At 59.5% G+C, this 21521-nt stretch carries 17 protein-coding genes; 13 read left to right on the top strand and 4 right to left on the bottom strand.

Going from position 1 to position 21521, the window contains the following annotated elements; all coding sequences use genetic code 11:
• Window positions 1-209: 209 nt before the first annotated feature.
• The 5 genes from LOY68_RS15920 to hisM all read left to right on the top strand — a co-directional run bounded on the left by LOY68_RS15920 (window position 210) and on the right by hisM (window position 4324).
• Window positions 210-1223: an SIS domain-containing protein gene (locus LOY68_RS15920; protein ID WP_265045683.1), complete on the top strand. Its 1014-nt coding sequence runs from the start codon at window positions 210-212 to the stop codon at window positions 1221-1223.
• Window positions 1224-1225: 2 nt separating this feature from the next.
• The gene (locus LOY68_RS15915) at window positions 1226-2080 is read left to right on the top strand and encodes a PfkB family carbohydrate kinase (protein WP_265045682.1); all 855 of its coding nucleotides are present in this window, start codon (window positions 1226-1228) and stop codon (window positions 2078-2080) included.
• Between the two features lie 61 nt (window positions 2081-2141).
• A complete protein-coding gene (locus LOY68_RS15910) occupies window positions 2142-2912 on the top strand; it encodes an ABC transporter substrate-binding protein (RefSeq protein ID WP_265045681.1) in 771 nt (256 codons plus the stop codon).
• A 24-nt stretch (window positions 2913-2936) separates the two neighbouring features.
• On the top strand, window positions 2937-3626 hold the full coding sequence (locus tag LOY68_RS15905; RefSeq protein WP_054046171.1) for an ABC transporter permease: 690 nt from the start codon (window positions 2937-2939) through the stop codon (window positions 3624-3626).
• A complete protein-coding gene (hisM, locus tag LOY68_RS15900; protein ID WP_265045680.1) occupies window positions 3623-4324 on the top strand; it encodes a histidine ABC transporter permease HisM in 702 nt (233 codons plus the stop codon). The genes LOY68_RS15905 and hisM overlap by 4 nt, the downstream gene beginning before the upstream one ends.
• Window positions 4325-4366: 42 nt before the next feature.
• Here the strand turns inward: hisM and LOY68_RS15895 are convergent, their stop codons facing one another.
• Window positions 4367-5230, bottom strand: coding sequence for an aldo/keto reductase family oxidoreductase (locus LOY68_RS15895; RefSeq protein WP_265045679.1), 864 nt, complete (start codon window positions 5228-5230; stop codon window positions 4367-4369).
• Window positions 5231-5329: 99 nt separating this feature from the next.
• Here LOY68_RS15895 and LOY68_RS15890 point away from each other — a divergent pair, with 99 nt between their 5' ends.
• The 4 genes from LOY68_RS15890 (at window position 5330) to LOY68_RS15875 (ending at window position 12347) form a co-directional block, all read left to right on the top strand.
• Window positions 5330-6238: a LysR family transcriptional regulator gene (locus LOY68_RS15890; protein ID WP_054046177.1), complete on the top strand. Its 909-nt coding sequence runs from the start codon at window positions 5330-5332 to the stop codon at window positions 6236-6238.
• A gap of 245 nt (window positions 6239-6483) precedes the next feature.
• On the top strand, window positions 6484-7737 hold the full coding sequence (mexE, locus tag LOY68_RS15885) for a multidrug efflux RND transporter periplasmic adaptor subunit MexE (protein WP_054614810.1): 1254 nt from the start codon (window positions 6484-6486) through the stop codon (window positions 7735-7737).
• A gap of 12 nt (window positions 7738-7749) precedes the next feature.
• On the top strand, window positions 7750-10929 hold the full coding sequence (locus tag LOY68_RS15880) for an efflux RND transporter permease subunit (protein ID WP_054046181.1): 3180 nt from the start codon (window positions 7750-7752) through the stop codon (window positions 10927-10929).
• Window positions 10926-12347 (top strand): efflux transporter outer membrane subunit, encoded by a 1422-nt coding sequence (locus LOY68_RS15875; protein WP_163910060.1) that lies wholly within the window; start codon window positions 10926-10928, stop codon window positions 12345-12347. The genes LOY68_RS15880 and LOY68_RS15875 overlap by 4 nt, the downstream gene beginning before the upstream one ends.
• A 210-nt stretch (window positions 12348-12557) precedes the next feature.
• Here the strand turns inward: LOY68_RS15875 and LOY68_RS15870 are convergent, their stop codons facing one another.
• Genes LOY68_RS15870 through LOY68_RS15860 form a run of 3 tightly spaced genes read right to left on the bottom strand, consistent with a single transcriptional unit; the run spans window position 12558 to window position 15850 of the window.
• On the bottom strand, window positions 12558-13508 hold the full coding sequence (locus LOY68_RS15870; protein ID WP_054614813.1) for an HlyD family secretion protein: 951 nt from the start codon (window positions 13506-13508) through the stop codon (window positions 12558-12560).
• A 4-nt stretch (window positions 13509-13512) separates the two neighbouring features.
• Complete coding sequence (locus LOY68_RS15865; RefSeq protein WP_054046186.1) at window positions 13513-13713, bottom strand: DUF1656 domain-containing protein; 201 nt, start codon at window positions 13711-13713, stop codon at window positions 13513-13515.
• Complete coding sequence (locus LOY68_RS15860; protein ID WP_265045678.1) at window positions 13703-15850, bottom strand: FUSC family protein; 2148 nt, start codon at window positions 15848-15850, stop codon at window positions 13703-13705. Before LOY68_RS15860 ends, LOY68_RS15865 begins: the two co-directional genes overlap by 11 nt.
• Window positions 15851-16054: 204 nt before the next feature.
• On the opposite strand from LOY68_RS15860, the gene LOY68_RS15855 reads away from it, so the two are divergent.
• The 4 genes from LOY68_RS15855 to LOY68_RS15840 all read left to right on the top strand — a co-directional run bounded on the left by LOY68_RS15855 (window position 16055) and on the right by LOY68_RS15840 (window position 21469).
• Window positions 16055-16954: a bestrophin family protein gene (locus LOY68_RS15855; protein WP_265045677.1), complete on the top strand. Its 900-nt coding sequence runs from the start codon at window positions 16055-16057 to the stop codon at window positions 16952-16954.
• A 76-nt stretch (window positions 16955-17030) separates the two neighbouring features.
• Window positions 17031-18086: a tetratricopeptide repeat protein gene (locus LOY68_RS15850; RefSeq protein ID WP_265045676.1), complete on the top strand. Its 1056-nt coding sequence runs from the start codon at window positions 17031-17033 to the stop codon at window positions 18084-18086.
• A 213-nt stretch (window positions 18087-18299) separates the two neighbouring features.
• On the top strand, window positions 18300-19802 hold the full coding sequence (locus LOY68_RS15845) for an ATPase domain-containing protein (protein ID WP_054046194.1): 1503 nt from the start codon (window positions 18300-18302) through the stop codon (window positions 19800-19802).
• A complete protein-coding gene (locus LOY68_RS15840; RefSeq protein WP_265045675.1) occupies window positions 19799-21469 on the top strand; it encodes an ATP-binding protein in 1671 nt (556 codons plus the stop codon). Before LOY68_RS15845 ends, LOY68_RS15840 begins: the two co-directional genes overlap by 4 nt.
• The last annotated feature ends 52 nt before the right edge of the window (window positions 21470-21521 follow it).

Below are 21521 nucleotides of genomic sequence, written 5' to 3'. Positions count from 1 at the left end.
ACTGTAAAAACCGAAAACCGACGCAAACCCGCCAACTGGGCGATGACAAAGAATACCTGGTTCAGGAAAACCCTGAAAACCGCGTATTTGGCCCATTAGACCACGGGGAAAAAGCCTTGTAATGGTATTTTTCATGGTATAGCTTTTGGTCTAAATGGTGGTCATGAACAGCAACATGCACCGCCTTGACAAGGCACCCAGGAGTCCACATGGCGATCCAGTTCAACCGAGAAGGCTTCATCGCTTCCTTGCAGCAATCCGTTCAAATCGTCGACGACGCCCAGCAGTTTGGCCAAGAGCTGGCAACGCGGATTGACCGCATCTATTTCGTCAGCTGCGGCGCTCCCAACCGCATCATGCTCGGCTTGCAGTACTGGCTTGAGCGCTACAGCCATTCACTGGAAGTGCGCCGTTACTTCCCGGCCGATTTCATGGACATCGACCCGCCGCGCCTGGATGAGCGCACCCTGGTCGTGCTCGCGTCCAAATCCGGAACGACCCAGGAAACCATCGCCGCTGCACGCTTCCTGCAAGACAAACCATGCCTCACCGTAGGCGTGACACAGACCGCCGAGTTGCCGCTGGCCCAAGCCGTTCAACATTGCTTCCTGCTGGGCCGCACCGACGAGGCGTACTTCGGCTGCTTCATGATCCTTCAGGCGTTGATCGGCGGTATTTTGGCCAAACGCGAAGGCTGGCCGCTGTTGGAGAAGCTCACTCGCTCACTCAAGGCGCTGCCGCAAGCGCTGGCCGATGCGGCGATCAACAACGACCAACGGGCGACCGAAGAGGCGCGTCTCTATAAAGATGATCGCGTCATGTACTTCCTCGCGTCGGGTCCGATGTTCACCACAGCCTATGTGTTCGGCGTGTGCGTGGTGATGGAAAGCCAATGGCTGCATTGCCTGCCGGTGGAGGCCGCTGAGTTTTTCCATGGTCCGTTCGAAGCCATCGATGCCTCCACCCCGCTGCTTCTGCTGGTCGGCGAAGACCCCAGCCGAGCGCAGATGGAGCGGGTCGTGAGCTTCTGCCATCGGTATACCGAACGGGTCATGGTCTACGACTCGAAGGACTTTCCAATGGTCGGTATCGACCCGGAGATCCGCGCGATTGTTGCGCCCTACATCGTTGGCATCGCCGCTGAACGCATCGCGGCTCATCTGGCGGTCTGGCATCAGCAACCGCTGACGACTCGCCGCTACATGTGGAAAACGGAGTATTGAGCATGACCAGCCTGATCGCGGTCGGCGACAACACGATGGATGTGTACCTGGACCGGAACATCGAATACCCGGGTGGGAATGCGCTCAACGTTGCGGTATTCGCGTCCCGGCTGGGCACTCGCAGCGCCTACCTGGGCTGCGTAGGTGACGACCGGTATGGCCAGCGCCTGCTCGATTGCCTGCAACAAGAAGACGTCGATGCATCCCGTTGCCGAACGCTGCCGGGCGCCAATGGTTGGGCGTGTGTCGACAACATCGACGGCGAGCGTGTGTTTCTCGGCAGCGACCCCGGTGTTTGTCGTCAGCTGCGACTCAACATCGAGGATCTGGCCTATATCTCGACGTTCCCGCTGGCGCACAGCAGCCTCTACAGTGGCCTCGAAAACCAACTGGCGCAGATTCGTCACGCCAGCGGCTACCTGTCCTTCGACTTCTCGGACAACTGGGTCGAATTCGATTGGCCGGCCCTGATCAAGCATGTCGATATCGCCTTTTTCTCGGCGGCCGATCTGTCTTCGAGAGAAGCGTATGAACTGGCGCACTCGATGCGGGCGATGGGTCCCTCGATTGTGGTCATCACTCGCGGTGCGCTGGGCGCCCTCGCGGTCGATGTCCACGGCATTCATGAACAGCCAAGCCTGCCCTGCACGGTTGTCGACAGCATGGGCGCCGGTGACGGCTTCATTGCCGCGTTTCTGCTGGCATGGCAAGCCCGGCACAGCCTCGCCGACTGCCTTTTACGTGGCGTCGATTATGCCGGCCAGGTGTGTGGCTGGTCGGGTGGTTTCGGCCATGGGCAAGCCCTGGACGCCGAACGTTCCGAGCATCTGAAACAAGCCTTGAACATTCGAGGCTGATCCGTGCTGCCCCGGGCCAATCCCGAGGCGGCTCAACCAACCTGTCGTGGATACCCTGTCGATGAAAAAATATCTGATCGGTTTGATGCTCGTGACCAGCCCGCTGATGAGCTGGGGCGCCAGCGAAGAGCTGCGCTTCGGGGTCGACCCCACCTATCCACCGTTTGAGTCCAAGCGGCCGGACGGCTCGCTGACAGGTTTCGATATCGAGTTGGGCGAAAGCCTGTGCACCGAGTTGAAACGTCGTTGCGTCTGGGTAGAAAACGCCTTCGACGGGATGGTCTCAGCCCTTAAAGGCAAAAAATTCGACGGCATCCTGTCTGCCTTGTCGATCACCGAAGAACGCAAAACCGAAATTGCCTTTTCCAACACGCTGTATGACACCCCGGCTCGTCTGGTGGCACCTGAGGGCAGTACCTTGCAACCGAACGCCGAATCCTTGCGCGGCAAGCGTATCGGCGTGCAGCAAGGCAGCGTGTTCGAGGTCTATGCCAAGCGGATGTGGGGTTTGAAAGGCGTGGAAGTGGTGCCGTATCAAAGCAGTGATTTGACCTACTCGGACTTGATCAACGGTCGGCTCGATGCAGCGTTCGACGATGCCATCGCGGTCTCCGAAGGTCTGCTGAAGAAGCCGATGGGCAAAGGCTTCGGCTACGCCGGCGAGGTGGTTAAATCCCCTGAAATCTTCGGGCCGGGAACCGGGATCGGCTTGCGCAAAAGCGATACCGCGCTGGCTGGCGACATCAATCAGGCGCTCGAACGAATCCACCAGAACGGCACCTACGAACGCATCGCCAAAAAGTACTTCGACTTCGACATCTCGCCTAAATAAACCACCATCGCGGAGCCTGGAACCATGTTTCTTGAGGGATACGGCCATCTTATTTTTCAGGGCGCGTGGTTGACGGTGCAGGTGGCCACCTGGGCTGCCTGCGTGGCTATCGCGCTTGGCCTGCTCGGGGCGTTGGCGAAACTCTCGCCACTGGCGCCGCTAAGGCTGATCGCAACGGTCTATACCACGCTGGTGCGCAGTGTCCCGGACCTGGTCTTGATGCTGCTCATTTACTACAGCGCGCAAATCGGGCTGAACCAGGTGGCGGAAGCGTTCGGCCAGGAATCGTTGCAGTTGAACCCTTACGGCACCGCAATCGGTACGCTGGGATTCATCTACGGTGCCTACTGCACCGAGACCTTTCGCGGTGCCTTCCAGGCCATCCCGTTCGGGCAACTGGAAGCGGCTCGAGCTTATGGCATGAGCCACTGGCAAGTACTGCGGCGTATTCGCTTCCCGCAGATGATGCGATTCGCATTGCCTGGCATCGGCAACATCTGGCAAGTGCTGTTGAAAAGTGCCGGCCTGATTTCGCTGCTGGGTCTCAACGACATGGTTCAGGTTGCCAAACAGGCGGGCAACGCGACCTCAAGGCAGATGTTTTTCTACTTGGTGATTGCCGCGATATTTTTCGCCTTTGCGATCCTTTCGAGTCTGGCGCTCAAACAGCTTGAGCGGCGCTACAGCGTCGAGCCGCAGCGGAGAGCGTCATGATCGAGATACTGAAAGAGTTCGGACCGAATTTCCTGTGGTCCGACGGTTACCGCTGGAGCGGTCTGTCCATCACGCTATGGCTGTTGGTGACGTCAGCCGTCATCGGTCTGTGTGCGGCAATACCGCTGGCACTGATTCGTACCTACGGCAGTCCGTGGCTCGCACTGCCCATTCGGCTGTACACCTTGGTGTTTCGCGGCACACCGTTGTTCGTGCAACTGCTGATTATCTACAGCGGCCTGGCCAGTTTGAGCTTCATCCGAGAGTCATCGAGCCTGTGGTGGTTCTTTCGTGACGGCATGCACTGCGTCATTCTCGCGCTGGCCTTGAATACGTGCGCTTACACCATCGAAATTCTTGCTGGCGTGCTGCGTACCACCCCGCGCGGCGAGATCGAGGCGGCACTGGCCTTGGGCATGACTCGCAGCCAACTGTTCATCCACGTGCTGATACCGAGCATGCTGCGACGCGCACTCCCCGCTTATAGCAACGAAGTGATTTTTGTCCTGCACGCCACGGCCATTGCCTTTACCGCAACCGTTCCCGACATCCTGAAAATCGCCGCCGATGTTAATGCGGCAACCTTCAAAACCTTTCAGGCGTATGGGATTGCTGCGTTGCTCTACATGTTGGTGGCATGTGCGCTGGTGGGCATATTCCGACTGGCTGAGCGCCGTTTGCTGGCCTATCAGCGATGAAACAGGCCAGCAGGTTAATGGCGCGGGCGGCGCTGAATAAACCTACGCCATGTCTTCCAGCTCTGCCAAAAGGTCAGGTGCAATCACCAAATCACTCGCCTTCAGATTTTCCTCCAGGTGCTTGACCGAAGATGTGCCGGGAATCAGCAAGATGTTGGGAGCACGCTGTAGCAACCACGCCAATGCCACCTGATTGGGTGAAGTGCCCAGGCGCGTCGCAACACTGGTCAGCGTTTGCGACTGCAGCGGTGTGAAGCCGCCCAGCGGGAAGAACGGCACATAGGCTATTCCTTGAGCGCCAAGCTCGCTGATCAGCAACTCGTCATTGCGGTGGGACAGGTTGTAATGATTCTGCACGCAGACAATATCGGCTATCCCCTGCGCCTGCCTGACTTGCGTGGCGGTGACATTGCTCACGCCGAGGTGGCGGATGAGGCCCTGACGCTGGAGTTCTGCCAGGGCAGTGAACTGCTCTTCAATGGACTCGTCGCCAGGCGAGTGCAAATTCCCCCAGGCCCGGTAATTCACCACTTCCATGACATCGAGCCCCAGATTACGCAGGTTGTCATGCACTGCCTGGACCAGTTCAGCCGGGGTTTGCGCCGGGTTCCAGGAGCCATCGGTTCCGCGCTGTGCGCCCACTTTGGTCACGATCACCAAGTCATCTGCGTAGGGATGCAAGGCTTCCCGAATCAGTTTGTTGGTGACGTGCGGGCCGTAGAAATCAGAGGTATCAATGTGGTTCACCCCCGCCGCGATCGCTGCGCGTAAAACGGAAATCGCCGCCTCGGGATCCTTGGGAGGTCCGAACACGCCGGGACCGGCCAACTGCATGGCGCCGTAGCCCATTCGGTTTACGGTCCGGTCACCCAGTGAAAAAGTACCGGCCTGGATTGCTTGGCTCATTTTGTGTGCGTCCTTCAATGTGTGTGGGGGCACTATAGGCATTGACGACTGCACTGATAATCCGCTGCAATCTGCACGGGCCGTACGGGTGAGCGAACAATGGCGACTGATATTCAAGACTTGTTGGCCTTCGTGGCCGTGGTGAAGGCGGGTGGATTTCGCGAGGGTTCACGCTCAAGCGGTCGATCGGCTTCAAGCCTAAGCGATGCTGTGCGGCGCATTGAAGCGGGCCTGGGTGTGCGCCTGCTTAACCGGACGACCCGCAGCGTAGTGCCGACCGAGGCTGGAGCGCGGTTGATGGAGCGTATTGTTCCTGCACTTGGCGAAGTCGAGTCGGCACTGGATGTGGTCAACGACTTCCGCGACCGGCCTTCAGGCACACTGAGGCTCAACGTTCCCGTCAGCGCGGCACGTCTGGTGCTGCCGAAGATCATCACGCCTTTTTTGCAAACCTATCCTGATATCTGTGTCGAGGTCGTTACCGAAGAGAGCTTCGTCGACATGCTCGCGGCCGGGTGTGACGCCGGCATTCGCTACGACGACCGTCTGGAGCAGGACATGATTGCCGTCCCTATCGGCCCACGATTTCAGCGCTTCGCCACGGCGGCATCACCGTCCTACCTGAACGCCAGAGGCCGCCCCGAACACCCACGAGACCTGCTCACTCATGCCTGTCTGCTCGGCAAGTTCCCCAGTGGCGCCGTGCCGCTCTGGGAGTATGAGCGTGACGGCGAAGTTGTCCGCATCGACCCGACGGGCCCATTGATCGTCCGGATTGGAGGTGCGATGGACCTGGCCGTACAGGCCGCTATTGATGGTTTGGGGATTGTTCATCTGTTCGAGGACTGGTTACAACCTCACCTGGAAAGCGGTGTGCTTGAACGGGTGCTCGAGCCCTGGTGGCAGCGCTTTACCGGGCCGTATCTTTATTATCCCGGACGCCGATACCTGCCCTCTCCGCTAAGAGCATTTGTGGACTTTATTCATTCAGAACCCTGGGCTGACTGATGCGATAGATTCACAGGCACGCTGCCTGCCAGCGAGCAGCAGACGCTTATGAGACCTTTGCACTCCCCGCAACACAGATTTGTCATCAATCCGATTGATAGCCCCCTAACTAAAGGTGCATGCTAGAGGGCTTGCTCGATGCTTATATCATTCCGAATGATAGTTACCTTTGCCTCATTCGATTCGTGCGATACAGCCCTGCCGAGCATCATCCGTCCATTCTCAATACATTGGCGGATGCATCCATGGAACAGTCACTTAAACATTTGCGCTTCCCGTTGGCCTTGTTGGCCGTTCTGGTGATGAGCGCTTGCGGCAAGGCTCCTGAGACCGCCGCCACCATGCCGGCGGCCAAGGTCAGCGTGGCGAAGGTGTTGGAGCAACCTGTCAACGAGTGGGACGAATTCACCGGGCGCCTCGAAGCGCCAGAAACCGTAGAAATTCGTCCACGGGTCTCCGGTCAGATCGATGAAGTTGCTTTCACTGAAGGCGCATTGGTCAAGAAAGGTGACGTGCTGTTCCAGATTGACCCCCGCCCATTCCAGGCTGAAGTCCGCCGCCTCGAAGCGCTCGTCGCCCAGTCCCGCGCCAACGCCACCCGCAGCGAAAACGAAGCCCAGCGCGGTGAACGCCTGCGCACCAGCAACGCGATCTCCGCCGAACTGGCCGATTCGCGCACCAGCGCTTCGCAAGAAGCCCGCGCAGCAGTTGGCGCCCTCCAGGCTCAACTGGACCTGGCCAAACTGAACCTGAGCTTCACCCGCGTCACTTCGCCCATCAGCGGTCGCGTCAGCCGCGCGGAAATCACCGCCGGTAACCTGGTGACCGCCGATACCACCGCGCTCACCAGCGTCGTGTCCACCGACAAGGTCTACGCCTACTTCGACGCTGACGAGCGTGTGTTCCTCAAATACACCCAGCTCGCTCGCCAGGGCAAACGCGGCGCCACTACTCCGGTGTACCTCGGTCTGTCCAACGAAGACGGCAACCCGCATCAGGGCGTGATGAACTTCGTCGACAACCAGGTCAACCCGAAGACCGGCACCATCCGTGGTCGCGCGGTCTTTGACAACACCGACGGGCAATACACCCCGGGCTTGTACGCTCGCCTGAAACTGGTCGGCAGCGGCACCTACTCTGCCGTGTTGATCAATGACGAAGCGGTCGGCACCGACCTCGGCAAGAAGTTCGTGCTGGTAATGGATGCGGACAACAAGACCGTGTACCGCTCGGTCGAGCTGGGTCCGAAGATCGAAGGCTTGCGCATCGTACGTAGCGGCCTGAACAAGGACGACACCGTCATCGTCAAGGGTCTGCAACGGGTTCGTCCTGGTTCGCCAGTCACGCCTGAAGTGATCCCGATGGCCACCAAGGAAACCCTCGCCGCTCTGGCTCAACAACGACAAGCGCTGGAAGCCAGCAACCTGCCTCAAGTCGCACCTGCCAAGGTCGCGCCGGGTGCGGTTGTGAAACTGGCTGCTACGACCCCACGCGGTTAAGGGATCTCTACGATGAATTTTTCCCAATTCTTCATTTCACGGCCGATCTTTGCAGCGGTACTTTCGCTGCTGATCCTGATCGCCGGTGCCATCTCGCTGTTCCAGTTGCCGATCAGCGAATACCCGGAAGTGGTTCCGCCGACCGTTGTGGTCCGCGCGAACTTCCCGGGTGCCAACCCTAAAGTCATCGGCGAAACCGTGGCCGCTCCACTGGAGCAAGCCATCACCGGCGTCGAGAACATGCTGTACATGTCCTCGCAGTCGACAGCCGACGGCAAGATCACCCTGACCATCACCTTCGCCCTGGGTACCGACCTGGATAACGCGCAGGTACAGGTTCAGAACCGTGTCACCCGGACCGAGCCGAAGCTTCCAGAGGAAGTGACGCGCATTGGTATCACCGTGGACAAGGCCTCTCCGGACTTGACAATGGTGGTCCACTTGACCTCGCCGGACAAACGCTACGACATGCTCTACCTGTCCAACTACGCCTTGCTCAACATCAAGGATGAGCTGGCGCGTCTGGGCGGTGTCGGTGATGTGCAACTGTTCGGTATGGGCGACTACTCCTTGCGGGTATGGCTCGATCCAAACAAGACTGCTTCGCGCAACCTGACTGCGACCGATGTGGTCAACGCCATTCGCGAGCAGAACCGTCAGGTCGCTGCCGGTGCCTTGGGCGCGCCTCCTGCGCCGAATGCCACCAGCTTCCAGTTGTCGGTTAACACCCAAGGTCGCCTGGTTTCCGAGGAAGAGTTCGAGAACATCATTATTCGCTCCGGCGACAACGGTGAAATCACTCGCCTCAAAGATATCGCTCGCGTTGAACTGGGTTCCAGCCAATACGCCCTGCGTTCCTTGCTGAACAACCAGCCTGCGGTAGCGATCCCGATCTTCCAGCGTCCTGGCTCCAACGCGATCCAGATCTCCAACGAAGTTCGCGACAAGATGGCTGAACTGAAGAAGAGCTTCCCGGAAGGCATGGACTTCAGCATCGTCTATGACCCGACGATCTTCGTGCGTGGTTCCATCGAGGCGGTGGTTCACACCCTCTTCGAAGCACTGATCCTCGTGGTTCTAGTAGTGATTCTGTTCCTGCAAACCTGGCGCGCCTCGATCATTCCGTTGGTGGCGGTGCCGGTTTCGTTGATCGGTACGTTTGCGGTGATGCACCTGTTCGGCTTCTCGCTGAACGCCCTCTCGCTGTTCGGCCTGGTATTGGCCATCGGTATCGTGGTGGACGACGCCATCGTGGTGGTGGAAAACGTCGAGCGAAACATCGAGCTTGGGCTAACGCCTGTCGAAGCCACCAAGCGCGCCATGCGTGAAGTAACCGGCCCGATCATCGCCACGGCACTGGTGTTGTGTGCGGTGTTTATCCCGGCAGCGTTTATCTCAGGGTTGACCGGGCAGTTCTACAAACAGTTCGCCCTGACCATCGCGATTTCGACCGTGATCTCGGCCTTCAACTCGCTGACCCTGTCGCCAGCATTGGCTGCGGTGTTGCTCAAGAGCCACGACGCGCCGAAAGACCGTTTCTCCAAGGTACTGGACAAGATCTTCGGTGGCTGGTTGTTCCGTCCGTTCAACCGCTTCTTTGAAAAGGCCAGTCATGGCTACGTCGGCACGGTAGGCCGGGTTATCCGCAGCAGCGGTATCGCCCTGCTCTTGTACGCTGGCTTGATGGTGTTGACCTTCTTCGGTTTCGCCAATACCCCGACCGGTTTCGTACCTGGCCAGGACAAGCAATACCTGGTGGCCTTCGCACAATTGCCGGATGCCTCGAGCCTGGACCGTACCGAAGACGTGATCAAACGCATGTCCGACCTGGCCCTGAAACAGCCTGGCGTGGAAAGTGCGGTGGCCTTCCCTGGCCTGTCGATCAACGGCTTCACCAACAGCCCGAACGCCGGCATCGTGTTCGTGACCCTGAAACCGTTCGACGAGCGTAAAGACCCAAGCATGTCCGCCGGTGCGATTGCCGGAGCATTGAACGGCAAGTTCGCCGGGATTGAAGAAGCCTACATGGCAATCTTCCCGCCGCCGCCGGTACAAGGCCTGGGCACCATCGGTGGTTTCCGCCTGCAGATCGAAGACCGGGGCAACCTGGGCTACGACGAGCTGTACAAAGAAACCATGAACATCATTACCAAGAGCCACAACGTGCCGGAACTGGCCGCCCTGTTCACCAGCTACACCGTGAACGTGCCGCAGGTCGATGCCGCTATCGACCGTGAAAAAGCCAAGACCCACGGCGTGGCCGTCAGCGACATCTTCGACACCCTGCAGATTTACCTGGGTTCGCTGTATGCCAACGACTTCAACCGCTTCGGTCGTACTTACCAGGTCAACGTTCAGGCCGAGCAACAGTTCCGCCTCGAACCAGACCAGATCGGTCAACTGAAAGTGCGTAACAACAAAGGCGAAATGATCCCGCTGGCGACCTTCATCAAGGTCAGCGACACCTCGGGCCCGGACCGCGTGATGCACTACAACGGCTTCATCACTGCTGAAATCAACGGCGCGGCGGCCCCAGGCTACAGCTCCGGCCAGGCTCAGACGGCCATCGAGAAACTGCTCAAGGAAGAACTTCCGAACGGCATGACCTACGAATGGACCGACCTGACCTACCAGCAGATTCTGTCCGGCAACACTGCGCTGTTCGTGTTCCCGCTCTGCGTACTGCTGGCGTTCCTGGTGCTCGCGGCTCAATACGAAAGCTGGAGCCTGCCACTGGCGGTGATCCTGATCGTACCGATGACCCTGCTGTCGGCCATCACTGGTGTGATTGCTTCGGGAGGCGACAACAACATCTTCACCCAGATCGGCTTGATCGTACTGGTGGGGCTTGCCTGTAAGAACGCGATTCTGATCGTCGAGTTTGCCAAGGATAAACAGCAGGAAGGCCTTGGTCCTTTGGCTGCGGTACTCGAAGCGTGCCGTCTGCGTCTGCGGCCGATCCTGATGACCTCTTTCGCGTTCATCATGGGTGTTGTGCCACTGGTTTTCTCCAGCGGTGCCGGTGCCGAAATGCGTCACGCGATGGGTGTGGCGGTGTTCTCCGGGATGCTCGGGGTGACCTTCTTCGGTCTGTTGCTGACGCCAGTGTTCTACGTATTGATTCGTAACTTTGTGGAGCGCGGTGAAGCGCGCAAAGCGGCCAAGGCCCTGAAACTGGAGTCGCAACAATGAGCCTGAAAGCCTTCCTGCCGAGCTTGCTGGTACTGGCCCTGAGTGCCTGTGCCGTCGGCCCGGACTACAAAACCCCTGCCACGGAGCCGGCCAATATCACGGCCGTCACCGATGGCGCCAACGGTCAGAAGAACTATGACCGCTCGCGTTTCGAAGGCATCTGGTGGCAACAGTTTGAAGACCCGACCCTCAACCAGTTGGTGATGCAATCGCTGCAAGGCAACCGTGATCTGCGCGTCGCTTTCGCTCGCTGGAAAGCCGCGCGAGCGATTCGCGATGACGCCAGCAACGATGCGATGCCGACCATCACCAGCCGCGCCAGCAGTGACCTGGCCAAGGGACAAATCCCTGGCCAGACCACCAAACGGGTGAATAGCGAACGCTACGACCTGGGTCTGGACATGGCGTGGGAACTGGACCTTTTCGGCCGGATCCAGCGCAACCTGGAATCCAGCGACGCCGAGCAACAAGCGGCCGAAGCCGATCTGTACCAACTGCAAGTCAGCATGATTGCCGAATTGGTGGACGCCTACGGTCAACTGCGCGGTGCGCAACTGCGGGAAAAGATCGCCCTGGCCAACCTGAATAACCAGCAGGAGTCGAGCAAGATCACCGTCAGCCTGCGTGATGCCGGCGTCGGCGATCAGCTCGACGTGGTCCGCGCCGATGCACGCCTAGCCTCTGTAGAAGCCAGCGTGCCGCAACTGCAGGCCGAACAGGTTCGGCAGAAAAACCGTATCGCCACCCTGTTGGGTGAACGTCCGGACAAGCTGACCGTCGACTTGAGCCCGAAAGATTTGCCAGCCATCGCCAAGGCCCTGCCGATCGGTGATCCGGGTGAACTGCTGCAACGTCGCCCGGACATCCTCAGCGCCGAACGCAAACTGGCCTCCGCCACCGCCCGTATCGGCGTGGCCAAGGCTGATTTGTTCCCACGTGTCAGTCTCAGCGGCTTCCTCGGCTTTACCGCCGGGCGTGGTTCGCAGATCGGTTCCTCGGCAGCCAATGCCTGGGCGCTGGGCCCAAGTATCACTTGGGCTGCATTTGACCTTGGCAGCGTGCGGGCCCGTTTGCGCGGTGCCGACGCTGATGCCGAAGGCGCCCTGGCGACCTACGAGCAACAAGTGCTGCTGGCCCTGGAAGAATCGGAAAACGCTTTCAGCGATTACGGCAAACGTCAGCAACGCTTGATTTCGCTGATTCGTCAGAGCGAGTCCAGCCGCGCCGCTGCCGATCTGGCGGAAATTCGCTACCGCGAAGGCACGGCGGACTTCCTCGTCCTGCTTGATGCCCAGCGTGAACGCCTGGCGGCCGAAGATTCCCAGGCCCAGGCCGAAGTGGATCTGTATCGCGGCATCGTCGCGATCTACAAGGCCCTCGGTGGCGGCTGGCAGCCGGAGACGGTCGCCAGCAAGTAAGCAGATTTTTAAAGAGCTCCTTTGGTTGGCCGCAACCAACCAAATTTTTTGGCCCCGCGTCTCATTCGGTCGCGGGGCTTTTTTTTGCCTTTTCAAAAGCCAGCACATATTCCCTGTGGGAGCGGGCTTGCTCGCGAATACGGTGTGTCAGTTGACATAGATGTTGGCTGACACACCGTATTCGCGAGCAAGCCCGCTCCCACAAGGGGTCTAGTGGTGACCCTCCATCACGGTTACCGTGGCCGTGGTACCCGCACGCAACCGGTTCTTGGCCGCATAGTCCGCATCAATCTGTATCCGCACCGGCACCCGTTGCGCCAGTTTGACCCACGTATAACTGGGGTTGATGCTGGCCAGCAAACGACCGCCAGGGGCGTTTTCCCGGTCGGCGATGGCGAACGCAATGCTCTGCACCGTACCGCCAAAGGTTTCGCCGCTCATCAACTCGATCCGGACCCGGTCGCCCTCCTCGATTCGCGGCAATTTGGTTTCTTCGAAGTAGCCGCTGACGTAAAACGAATCGCTGTCCACCAACGCCAATAACGCGCCACCAGCCGTGGCGTAGTCGCCCTGGCGGGTCAAAAGGTTGGTGACATAGCCACTGACCGGCGCTTCGACGCGAGTGCGCTGCAAATCGAGTTCGGCCTGGGTCAACGCAGCGATCGCCAGTTGCACATTTGCCTGTGCCAGCCCGAGGTTGGCCTGGTTGCGCAACAACTCGGCCTGGGCCACGGCGACTTCGGTGCTGGATTTTTCCCATTCCTCACCGGAAATCGCGAACCCCAGTTTTAACTTGCGTCGCCGCTGCTCTTCGCTCTGACGCTGTTTGAGCAAGGCTTCACTGGAGACAATCGAAGCCTGTGATTGGCCGAGGGTCGCTTTCGACACTTCCACGGAACGCTTGGCCCGCTCCACCGCCAGGCTGTAGCGCGCCGGATCGATTTCCAGCAATAACTGGCCTTTCTCCACATGCTGGTTGTCCTGCACACCCAGGCTGACGATGCGCCCCGCCACGTCGGCCGACAACGTCACCACATCCGCACGCACCCGTGCGTCCCGGGTCCAGGGCGCGCGGGTGTAATGTTCCCAAGCGAACCAGCCAAGGATGAACGCCAGCAATACCACCGCGACAGTCGCGAGTCGGGCAAGGATCTTCTTCAAGGCATCAGGCTCCCATGACCAGAATCAGCGTGGCGCAAACGCAGGCATACAACGCCCCTTCGAACAGCGCTTCATGCCAGACGAAACGCAACACACCCAAGCGCCGCAGCAACCAGTCCAACAGCAGGAAAATCGGCAAGGCCAGCAACAGGGCCTGGGCAATCGGCGGCAGATAGACCCCGCCTACTTCCAGATCAATGGGCAAGGGCCGGTACTCCTTGTGCGTCTACAGGTTGAAAGTAATCTCGGTAGCGCTGCAGAAACGACACCACGATCAGCAACGCTACGCGCATGCGGAACACCGACCACAGGTGTTCATGGACGTCCACATGCAGGTCATCCATTTCATCGCCCAAGACCCGCAAGATGCTCAACAGTCGCTCAAGATCAATCCCGGGCCGCCCGGCGACCAACCTTGCGGTATCACGGACCGCGCCCAATAAGCGATTTTGTTGATCGGTACTGAGCAAGGTGTTGCCCTGCCCTTGCTGCCTGAGCTGATTCAACGCCACACCCAGCGCCATGCAGCCGAGGCTGACTTCGAACAGCTCGCGGGACCGCCGGTCCTCAATCGCCGGCAACAAACCGAGCATCATGGTCAGGCGATCGACCATGCGGCTTTCAAAGGTAAACTGCTGCTCGTCGGTGGCCGGCGTCTTCATCAAGGCGTAGACCTGCTCGCAGTTCTCATTGAACAACCGGCGCATCCGCAACACCGGTCTGAACGGGAAGATCAGCGCATAGACGCTCAACGCGAGGACAGTGGCGCAGGTATAAGCGCCGGCAAACTCGAACCACTGGATCGCAGTGTTCTGGCCGCTCCCGATGTTTTGCGGCCCCAACAGCAGAAACGTGGACAGTCCTAGACCAATCGCGGTGCCGGTGGTGGCCGGCGTGGTCAGGCCGACCGCCACGGCGTATAGCAATGGGGCTAACAGCAACGCGAGCAATTCGAAGTTACTGATCATCGGAAACAGCAGAAACAGATAGAGCGCCGACGCCACTAATGCCAATAACAGGCCTCTCGCATACGCTTGGGCGGCTAGCAGCGGGCGCGGGAATGTCGCCATCAGCGAGCACAGAATCCCCACCAGCACCATCCCGCCACGGGCGCCGTCCCAGCCCGTTTCGATCCAGATCAGGCCCGCGACCACCAAAGCAGTAAAGGCGCGGATGGCATTCATCGCTGCCAAGGTGAAATCCAGGTGCAGCGGATTTTCCTGGCCGCGAAACATGCAGCTCGCTTCGCGCCCATCCTGTATCGCGTCGCTCAACTCGAGAATCTGCTCCAGTTGCTGCAACATCCGCGCTTGCTCCCACCGCAGTGCCCAGGCCAGAGAGCGCAAAGTGGCGGTCATGGTTTCGGTCAGTTGTTCGGCCTTATAAGCCTGGTTATCGAACCGTTGTTGCAACGCGACGAAATGCTGGCGAGCTTCGGGCGACAGCGAGCGTCCCTGCACCGCCAGTTCATCGAGAAAGGCCAGCTCTTCGGCACGCAACGCCTGTATGTCCGCGGGCAATGCGCCTTGCCAGCGCTCGGCCAATAACTCCCGCTGGTGACGCAACGCCGTGAGCCGTGAGGTCAGCAATACCAATTGATTGCCCAGCAACTGCACCAGGCTATTGGCACTGCGCAGTCGTGGCGCATCGAAGTACAAATGCCTGCGCAACCCTTCCAGCGCGCTGATCTCGCCCAGCAGTTGCATCTGTCGACGATGGAAATCGGCTTCGCTTTCCTCAGTACGAATCACCGCTGCGGCGTGGGTCGCCAGCAGCTTGATCACCTGATCGACCTTGGCGAAATAGTTGCGAGCCACCGTCTCCGGCCGCGCAGTCAGCAGGCTGACGACGCACACGCAAGCGACGGCCAACAAGGTTTCGGTCACCCGCGTTACCGCGAGCAAGAATGTGCCGTCCTGGTCCGGCACCGACAGCAACGCGACCACCACCGCGGTATAACCGCTGAGCACAAACGCCTGGGAACTGGTGTAGCGCAACAAGGTGCCGCCAGCGGTACACAGCGCCAGCCACAAGGCCAGGGTAATAATGAAAGGCAACGGCGCCTGAGGGAAAATCGCCATGATCAGCACCGCGACCGCCGCCCCCATGGTCGTGCCGATCACCTGGCCGAAGCTTCGGGCCAAGGCCATGCCGCCCAACGGCTGACTGACAATGACCACCGCCATGATCGACCACTTGGGTTGGTCGAGGTCGAACACAAATGCCAGGTACAACGTCAGCAACCCGGCCGCGATGGTTCTCAGGGCAAACAGCAATACCCCTTGGCCTGGGTTGAGCATCATCCTGAAGTATTGAAGCAGCGGTTGCATGGGCGCACTCATCGAGTCATCTCAAGCAAGCGTAGTCACTGCATCAGGACCTCGACAGGTTTCAAAGTCGACAGGAGTCGTAGGCAATTTCGCTGATGACGCACCAGCTTCCGATAGACGCGCTCGATAACCCCGTCAACCATAGCAATTGGACAGAAACGCCCTCGCCCCCTAGGCTTGAATCGCTGCGAAAGCGTCTATGAATAAGCCTTACCCATGATCGTGCGTCCCAAGCCGAACCTGATCGGCATCCTGTTTTCCCTCAAAGGCTCGATTGCCAAGCGCATTGCCTTGCGCAGTCTTTTAGTGACCCTGCTCGCCTCGGTGATTGTGCTGGTGGAAACCTGGCACCCGGACTCCTTCTCCAAGGTCAGCGCCACGCCGTTCACGCTGTTGGGTTTGTCGCTGTCGATCTTCATGAGCTTTCGCAACAACGCCTGCTATGACCGTTGGTGGGAGGGTCGCAAGCAATTGGGCCAGTTGATCATCGAGGTGCGCTCGCTGATCCGCCAGACCCAAGGCTTGATGGACGCCGATGAACGCGAACTGCTGTTGCGTGAACTCTGCGGCTTCGCCCATGGACTGGTTGCCAGACTGCGCTTTGAAAGTGAACGGCAAGCCGTCGCACCCTGGACACCCGACCCCATCGATCATCAACACCCGAACATTCCCGACGCTTTGTTGCAGCGGATCGGCGCGCGCTGCTCGGAGCTCGCCGAGCTCGGCCGCATCAGCGAATGGCGCTACACCCAACTCGAGGCGCGGCTGGTCAGCCTAAGCCAGGTCCAGGCCAGTTGCGAGCGGATCAAAAGCACGCCACTGCCCTTCCCTTACACCTTGCTGCTGCACCGCACCATTTACCTGTTTTGCATCTTGTTGCCGTTTGCCATGGCCGAACCGCTGGGCTGGCTGACGCCGGTGTTTACCGCCATCGTCAGTTACACCTTTTTCGGCCTCGACGAGATCGGCGACGACCTCGAAGACCCGTTCGGCTTCGATGAAAACGATTTACCGTGTAACGCGATATTGCGCACGCTGGAGCGCGAAGTGCTGGCCGCGTTGGGCCAAACCGATTTGCCGCCGGCCCTGGAACCCGTCGAGTACGTTTTGAACTGAGTCAGGGTTTGACTCATCGCCGCGCCTGACCGAAGCTGACGGCTTTGCAAAAGCTCGCCAGCTCCCGGATCCGTGCATGCCCCAGTCCCGCCGCTACCTGCTTATCAGCCTCTGCGTCCTGTTTGCCGTTGCCCTCGCCTGGTTTTTCCTGCGCAGTACCACGCCCGTGGTGCCGGAGGCGATCAAACATGGCTACAGCGAAGCGTTGGCCCAGGCGCGCGCCGGTCAACCGGGTGCGGCACGGGTGCTCTACCAGCAATTGGGCCGTCCTGACTTGTCGGCCAAACGTCGCATCTGGCTGCTCGCCGAACTGCCGAACTACCCCAGCCCGCAAGCCCTGAAACTGGCCGGCGCCGACTTGCAGAACGCTTCGGTGGATGTGCGGATCGCAGCGATCAAAAGCGTGGTCGGCCTGGTTCCCGGCGGCCAGCGCAGCCTGTTGCTCGGCCCCTTGCTCGATGACAGTGAGCAGACGGCGCGCTTTACCGCCGTCAACGCGCTGTTGGGTTTGTCGCCGGATGACCTGGGCTTGTATTTCGCGCCGTTGCAGCAAGCCATCGATGCCTGGGAACAGGTCCTCAAGGACGAGCCCGAAAGCGCCAATAATCACTACCAACTGGCGCGACTGTATTTGCACAATGCCGAGTTGAAAGAAGCGCAACTTTCGCTGGAGCGCACCTTGCAGCTTGACCCCGGCAACCTGCCTGCGCTGGTGATGCAAATCGAAGTGCTGGACAAGCAAGGCCAAAGCGATGCCGCTCGCCAGTTGTTGGCCAAACAGCTGAAGGCCCAGCCGGATTCTGCCTACCTGCAACATGCGCTCGGACTCTGGTTGCTGCACCACGGGCAGAGTGAATTCGCCGTGCTCGGACTCTCGAAAGCGGTTGAGCTGGAGCCGGACAACAAGGAATACCGCTACGACCTGGCCACCACGCTGCACAGCGAGGAAGAACTCGAAGCTGCACAGAAACAGCTGCAGGAAATCGTCCAACGCCACCCCGCCGACCGCAAGGCGCGGGTGTTGCTGATCAATTACTGGACGGAAAGTGGACAGTTGCAAAACGTGCAGATTCTGCTGGCGCAGCTCGAACAAATGAACCCGGATGATCCGGCGTTGCAGCAGGGTCTCTAAAAGATAGCAGGCGCCTACACACGTATCGCGGTCGAACCCTACCTCTGTAGGAGCTGCCGAAGGCTGCGATCTTTTGCTTTTTTTCGCACAAGAACAGCACACAAACAGAAAAGGTTGAACCGTCGTCTCGGCCAAGGGTCAAGAGAAACAGGCAGTCAATTCAGGCACTTCAGGCCTGCTGCCTCGCTTCCCCTAGTCATGAGAGGGCTTTTTTTGTCTACATCTAACGAGTTGTTCAGTGCAAAAGCCGCCACCGGCATCGAAGGTCTGGATGACATCCTGGCCGGTGGGTTGTCCCGCGGACATGTGTTCCTGCTGGAGGGTGAGCCCGGAACCGGTAAAACCACCGTCGCATTGCATTTTCTTCTTGCCGGCGCCCGAGCCGGCGAGCGCTCGTTGTACATCACCCTGTCAGAAACCGAACGGGAGCTGCGCCAAGGCGCGTTGTCCCACGGTTGGGAGCTGGATGAAAACATCCATATCTTTGAGCTGACGCCCCCGGAAAGCCTGCTCAACGCCGAGCACCAGCAAAGTCTGCTGTACTCATCGGACCTGGAACTGGGCGAAGCGACCAAACAGATTTTCGAAGTGGTCGAACGGGTCAAGCCGACCCGCGTGGTGCTCGACAGCCTTTCGGAAATTCGCCTGCTGGCCCAAAGCTCATTGCGCTATCGCCGACAAATCCTCGCCATCAAGCACTACTTCGTGCGCTATGACGCCACCGTGGTGCTGCTCGATGACTTGACCACCGAGTCCCTAGACAAGACCGTGCACAGCGTCGCCCACGGGGTGATTCGCCTTGAAGAACTGACTCCGAACTACGGCGCCGAACGCCGACGCATTCGCGTGGTGAAGTATCGCGGGCAGAAATACCGCGGCGGCTACCATGACTTCACCATCATGGGCGACGGTATCCACGTGTTCCCGCGTCTTGTCGCGGCCGAACACCGTGGCGGCTACGTGCGCCAGCAATTGACCAGTGGCATCAAGGAAATGGACGCCCTGCTCGGCGGCGGTATCGAGACCGGCTCCAGCACATTGATTCTCGGCCCGGCCGGTACCGGCAAATCACTGATCTCGATGATCTTCGCCGCTGCGGCCGTCGCCCGCGGCGAGAAAGCCGCTCTGTTTATATTCGACGAAGAACTGGGCTTGCTGTTTGAGCGCATGAAAAACATGGGCATCGACCTTCAGGCGCTGCAAGACACCGGCAACCTGTTGATCGAGCAAGTGGACGCGGCTGAATTGTCCCCCGGCGAGTTTTCCCACCGGGTTCGCCGCTGCGTCGATGAGCGCAATATCAAGACCGTGGTCATCGACAGCATCAACGGCTATCAAGCCGCGATGCCCGAGGAAAACGCGCTGGTGCTGCACATGCACGAGTTGCTGCTGTACCTCAATCGCCGAGGCGCAGCGACGTTCATGACCGTTGCCCAACACGGGCTGGTCGGCGACATGCAGGCGCCGGTGGACATCACCTACCTGGCTGACACGGTCATTTTGCTGCGCTACTTCGAAGCCTTGGGCAAAGTGCGCCGGGCCATCTCTATCATCAAGAAACGTACCGGCAGCCATGAATCAACCATCCGCGAATACCGCATCAGCGGCCAGGGCATGACCATCGGCGAACCGTTGGACGCCTTCCAAGGTGTGTTGCGTGGCGTGCCGACCTACCTGGGCGCAAGCAATCCGCTGCTCAAGGACGACAAGCAATGACTGCGCTGGCGGCGACCTCCGAGCGCGCGATCATTCTCGCGCCGCTGGGGCGCGACAGCCAGATTGCACTGATGATGCTCAATGAGGCGGGCTATGACGGTGTAATCAGCCGCGACCTGCCGGGTTTGTGCAGCGAACTCGAGAAAGGCGCCGGCCTGTTGCTGATCTCTTCCGAGGCATTACTCGGCGGCGATCTGGAGCCGTTGCTTGGCTTGATTGAACAACAACCGGCCTGGTCAGATTTGCCGATTGTGTTGCTGACGTACCACGGCGGCCCGGAACAGAACCCCGCATCCCGTTATGGCCCGCAACTGGGAAACGTGACCTTTCTTGAGCGCCCGTTCCATCCGGTGACGCTGATCAGTCTGGTGACCACCGCGTTGCGCGGGCGCCGACGACAGTACGAAGCCAGGGACCGGCTGATCGATCTGAGCCAAAGCGAACTGCGGCTGCAAAACACGCTGGAAACCCTCGAACAGCAGGTCGAGGAGCGCACCGCTGAGTTACGCAATAACGAAGAAGCGCTGCGCCAGTCACAGAAAATGGAAGCCGTTGGCCAGTTGACCGGCGGCATCGCTCACGACTTCAACAACATGCTGACCGGGATCATCGGCAGCCTGGAATTGCTGCGCCGACGCCTGGCTCGCGGGCGCACCGAGGACCTCGACAGCCTGATTGACCTGGGCGTGACCTCGGCCAACCGTGCGGCGGGCCTGACTCACCGCTTGCTGGCGTTTTCCCGACGCCAGTCGCTGGACTCCAAACCGGTGGCGATGAACACCCTGGTGACGTCGATGGGTGAACTGCTGGAACGCAGCATCAACGAAAGTATTCAGTTGGACATGCAGTTGAGCGAGCAACTGTGGGTCGCCGAAGCCGACCCCAATCAACTGGAAAGCGCCCTGCTCAACCTTGTGCTGAATGCCCGCGACGCGATGCCGAACGGCGGCAAGTTGGTGGTGAAATCCTTCAATCAGCACTTGGACACCGGTTTTACCGAGGCCCACGGTAATCTCCAACCCGGGGACTACGTGGTGCTGAGCGTCACTGACACTGGCTGCGGCATGCCGCAAAGCACCATCAGCCGGGCGTTTGATCCGTTTTTTACCACCAAGCCCATCGGCCAGGGCACCGGGCTCGGATTGTCGATGATTTACGGGTTCAGTAAACAGTCCCGAGGCCATGTCACCATCAACAGCGAGGTCGACCGGGGCACCACCGTTAACCTGTACCTGCCGCGTTACAGCGGCAACCTGGCGCAGGATCCCATGATGGAAGTCCAGCAGACGCCTTACGCCCAGGACGGCGAAACGGTGCTGATCGTCGAGGACGATCCGGCGGTGCGGGTGTTGGTGAGTGCGGTGTTGAGCGAGTTGGGCTATGCGTTTGTAGAGGCCGGGGATGCGGACAGTGCAGTGCCGATTCTCGATTCCGCCCAGCGCATCGACTTGCTGATCAGTGATGTCGGGTTGCCAGGGATGAATGGCCGGCAGCTCGCGGAAATCGGCCGGCAGTACCGGCCGGATCTCAAGGTCTTGTTCATTACCGGGTATGCCGAGCACGCAGCGGTGCGCGGTGGTTTCCTCGACCCGGGCATGCAGATGATCACCAAGCCGTTTACCTTCGATCTGTTGACGGCGAAGGTGCGGGAAATGATCCGGATCTAAAGAACACCCTGCCCTGTAGGAGCTGCCGAAGGCTGCGATCTTTTGATCTTGA

The organism is Pseudomonas sp. B21-053, from assembly GCF_026016365.1.
GTDB classification, from domain to species: domain Bacteria; phylum Pseudomonadota; class Gammaproteobacteria; order Pseudomonadales; family Pseudomonadaceae; genus Aquipseudomonas; species Aquipseudomonas nunensis.
This window is presented reverse-complemented; position numbering and strand designations above follow the sequence as displayed.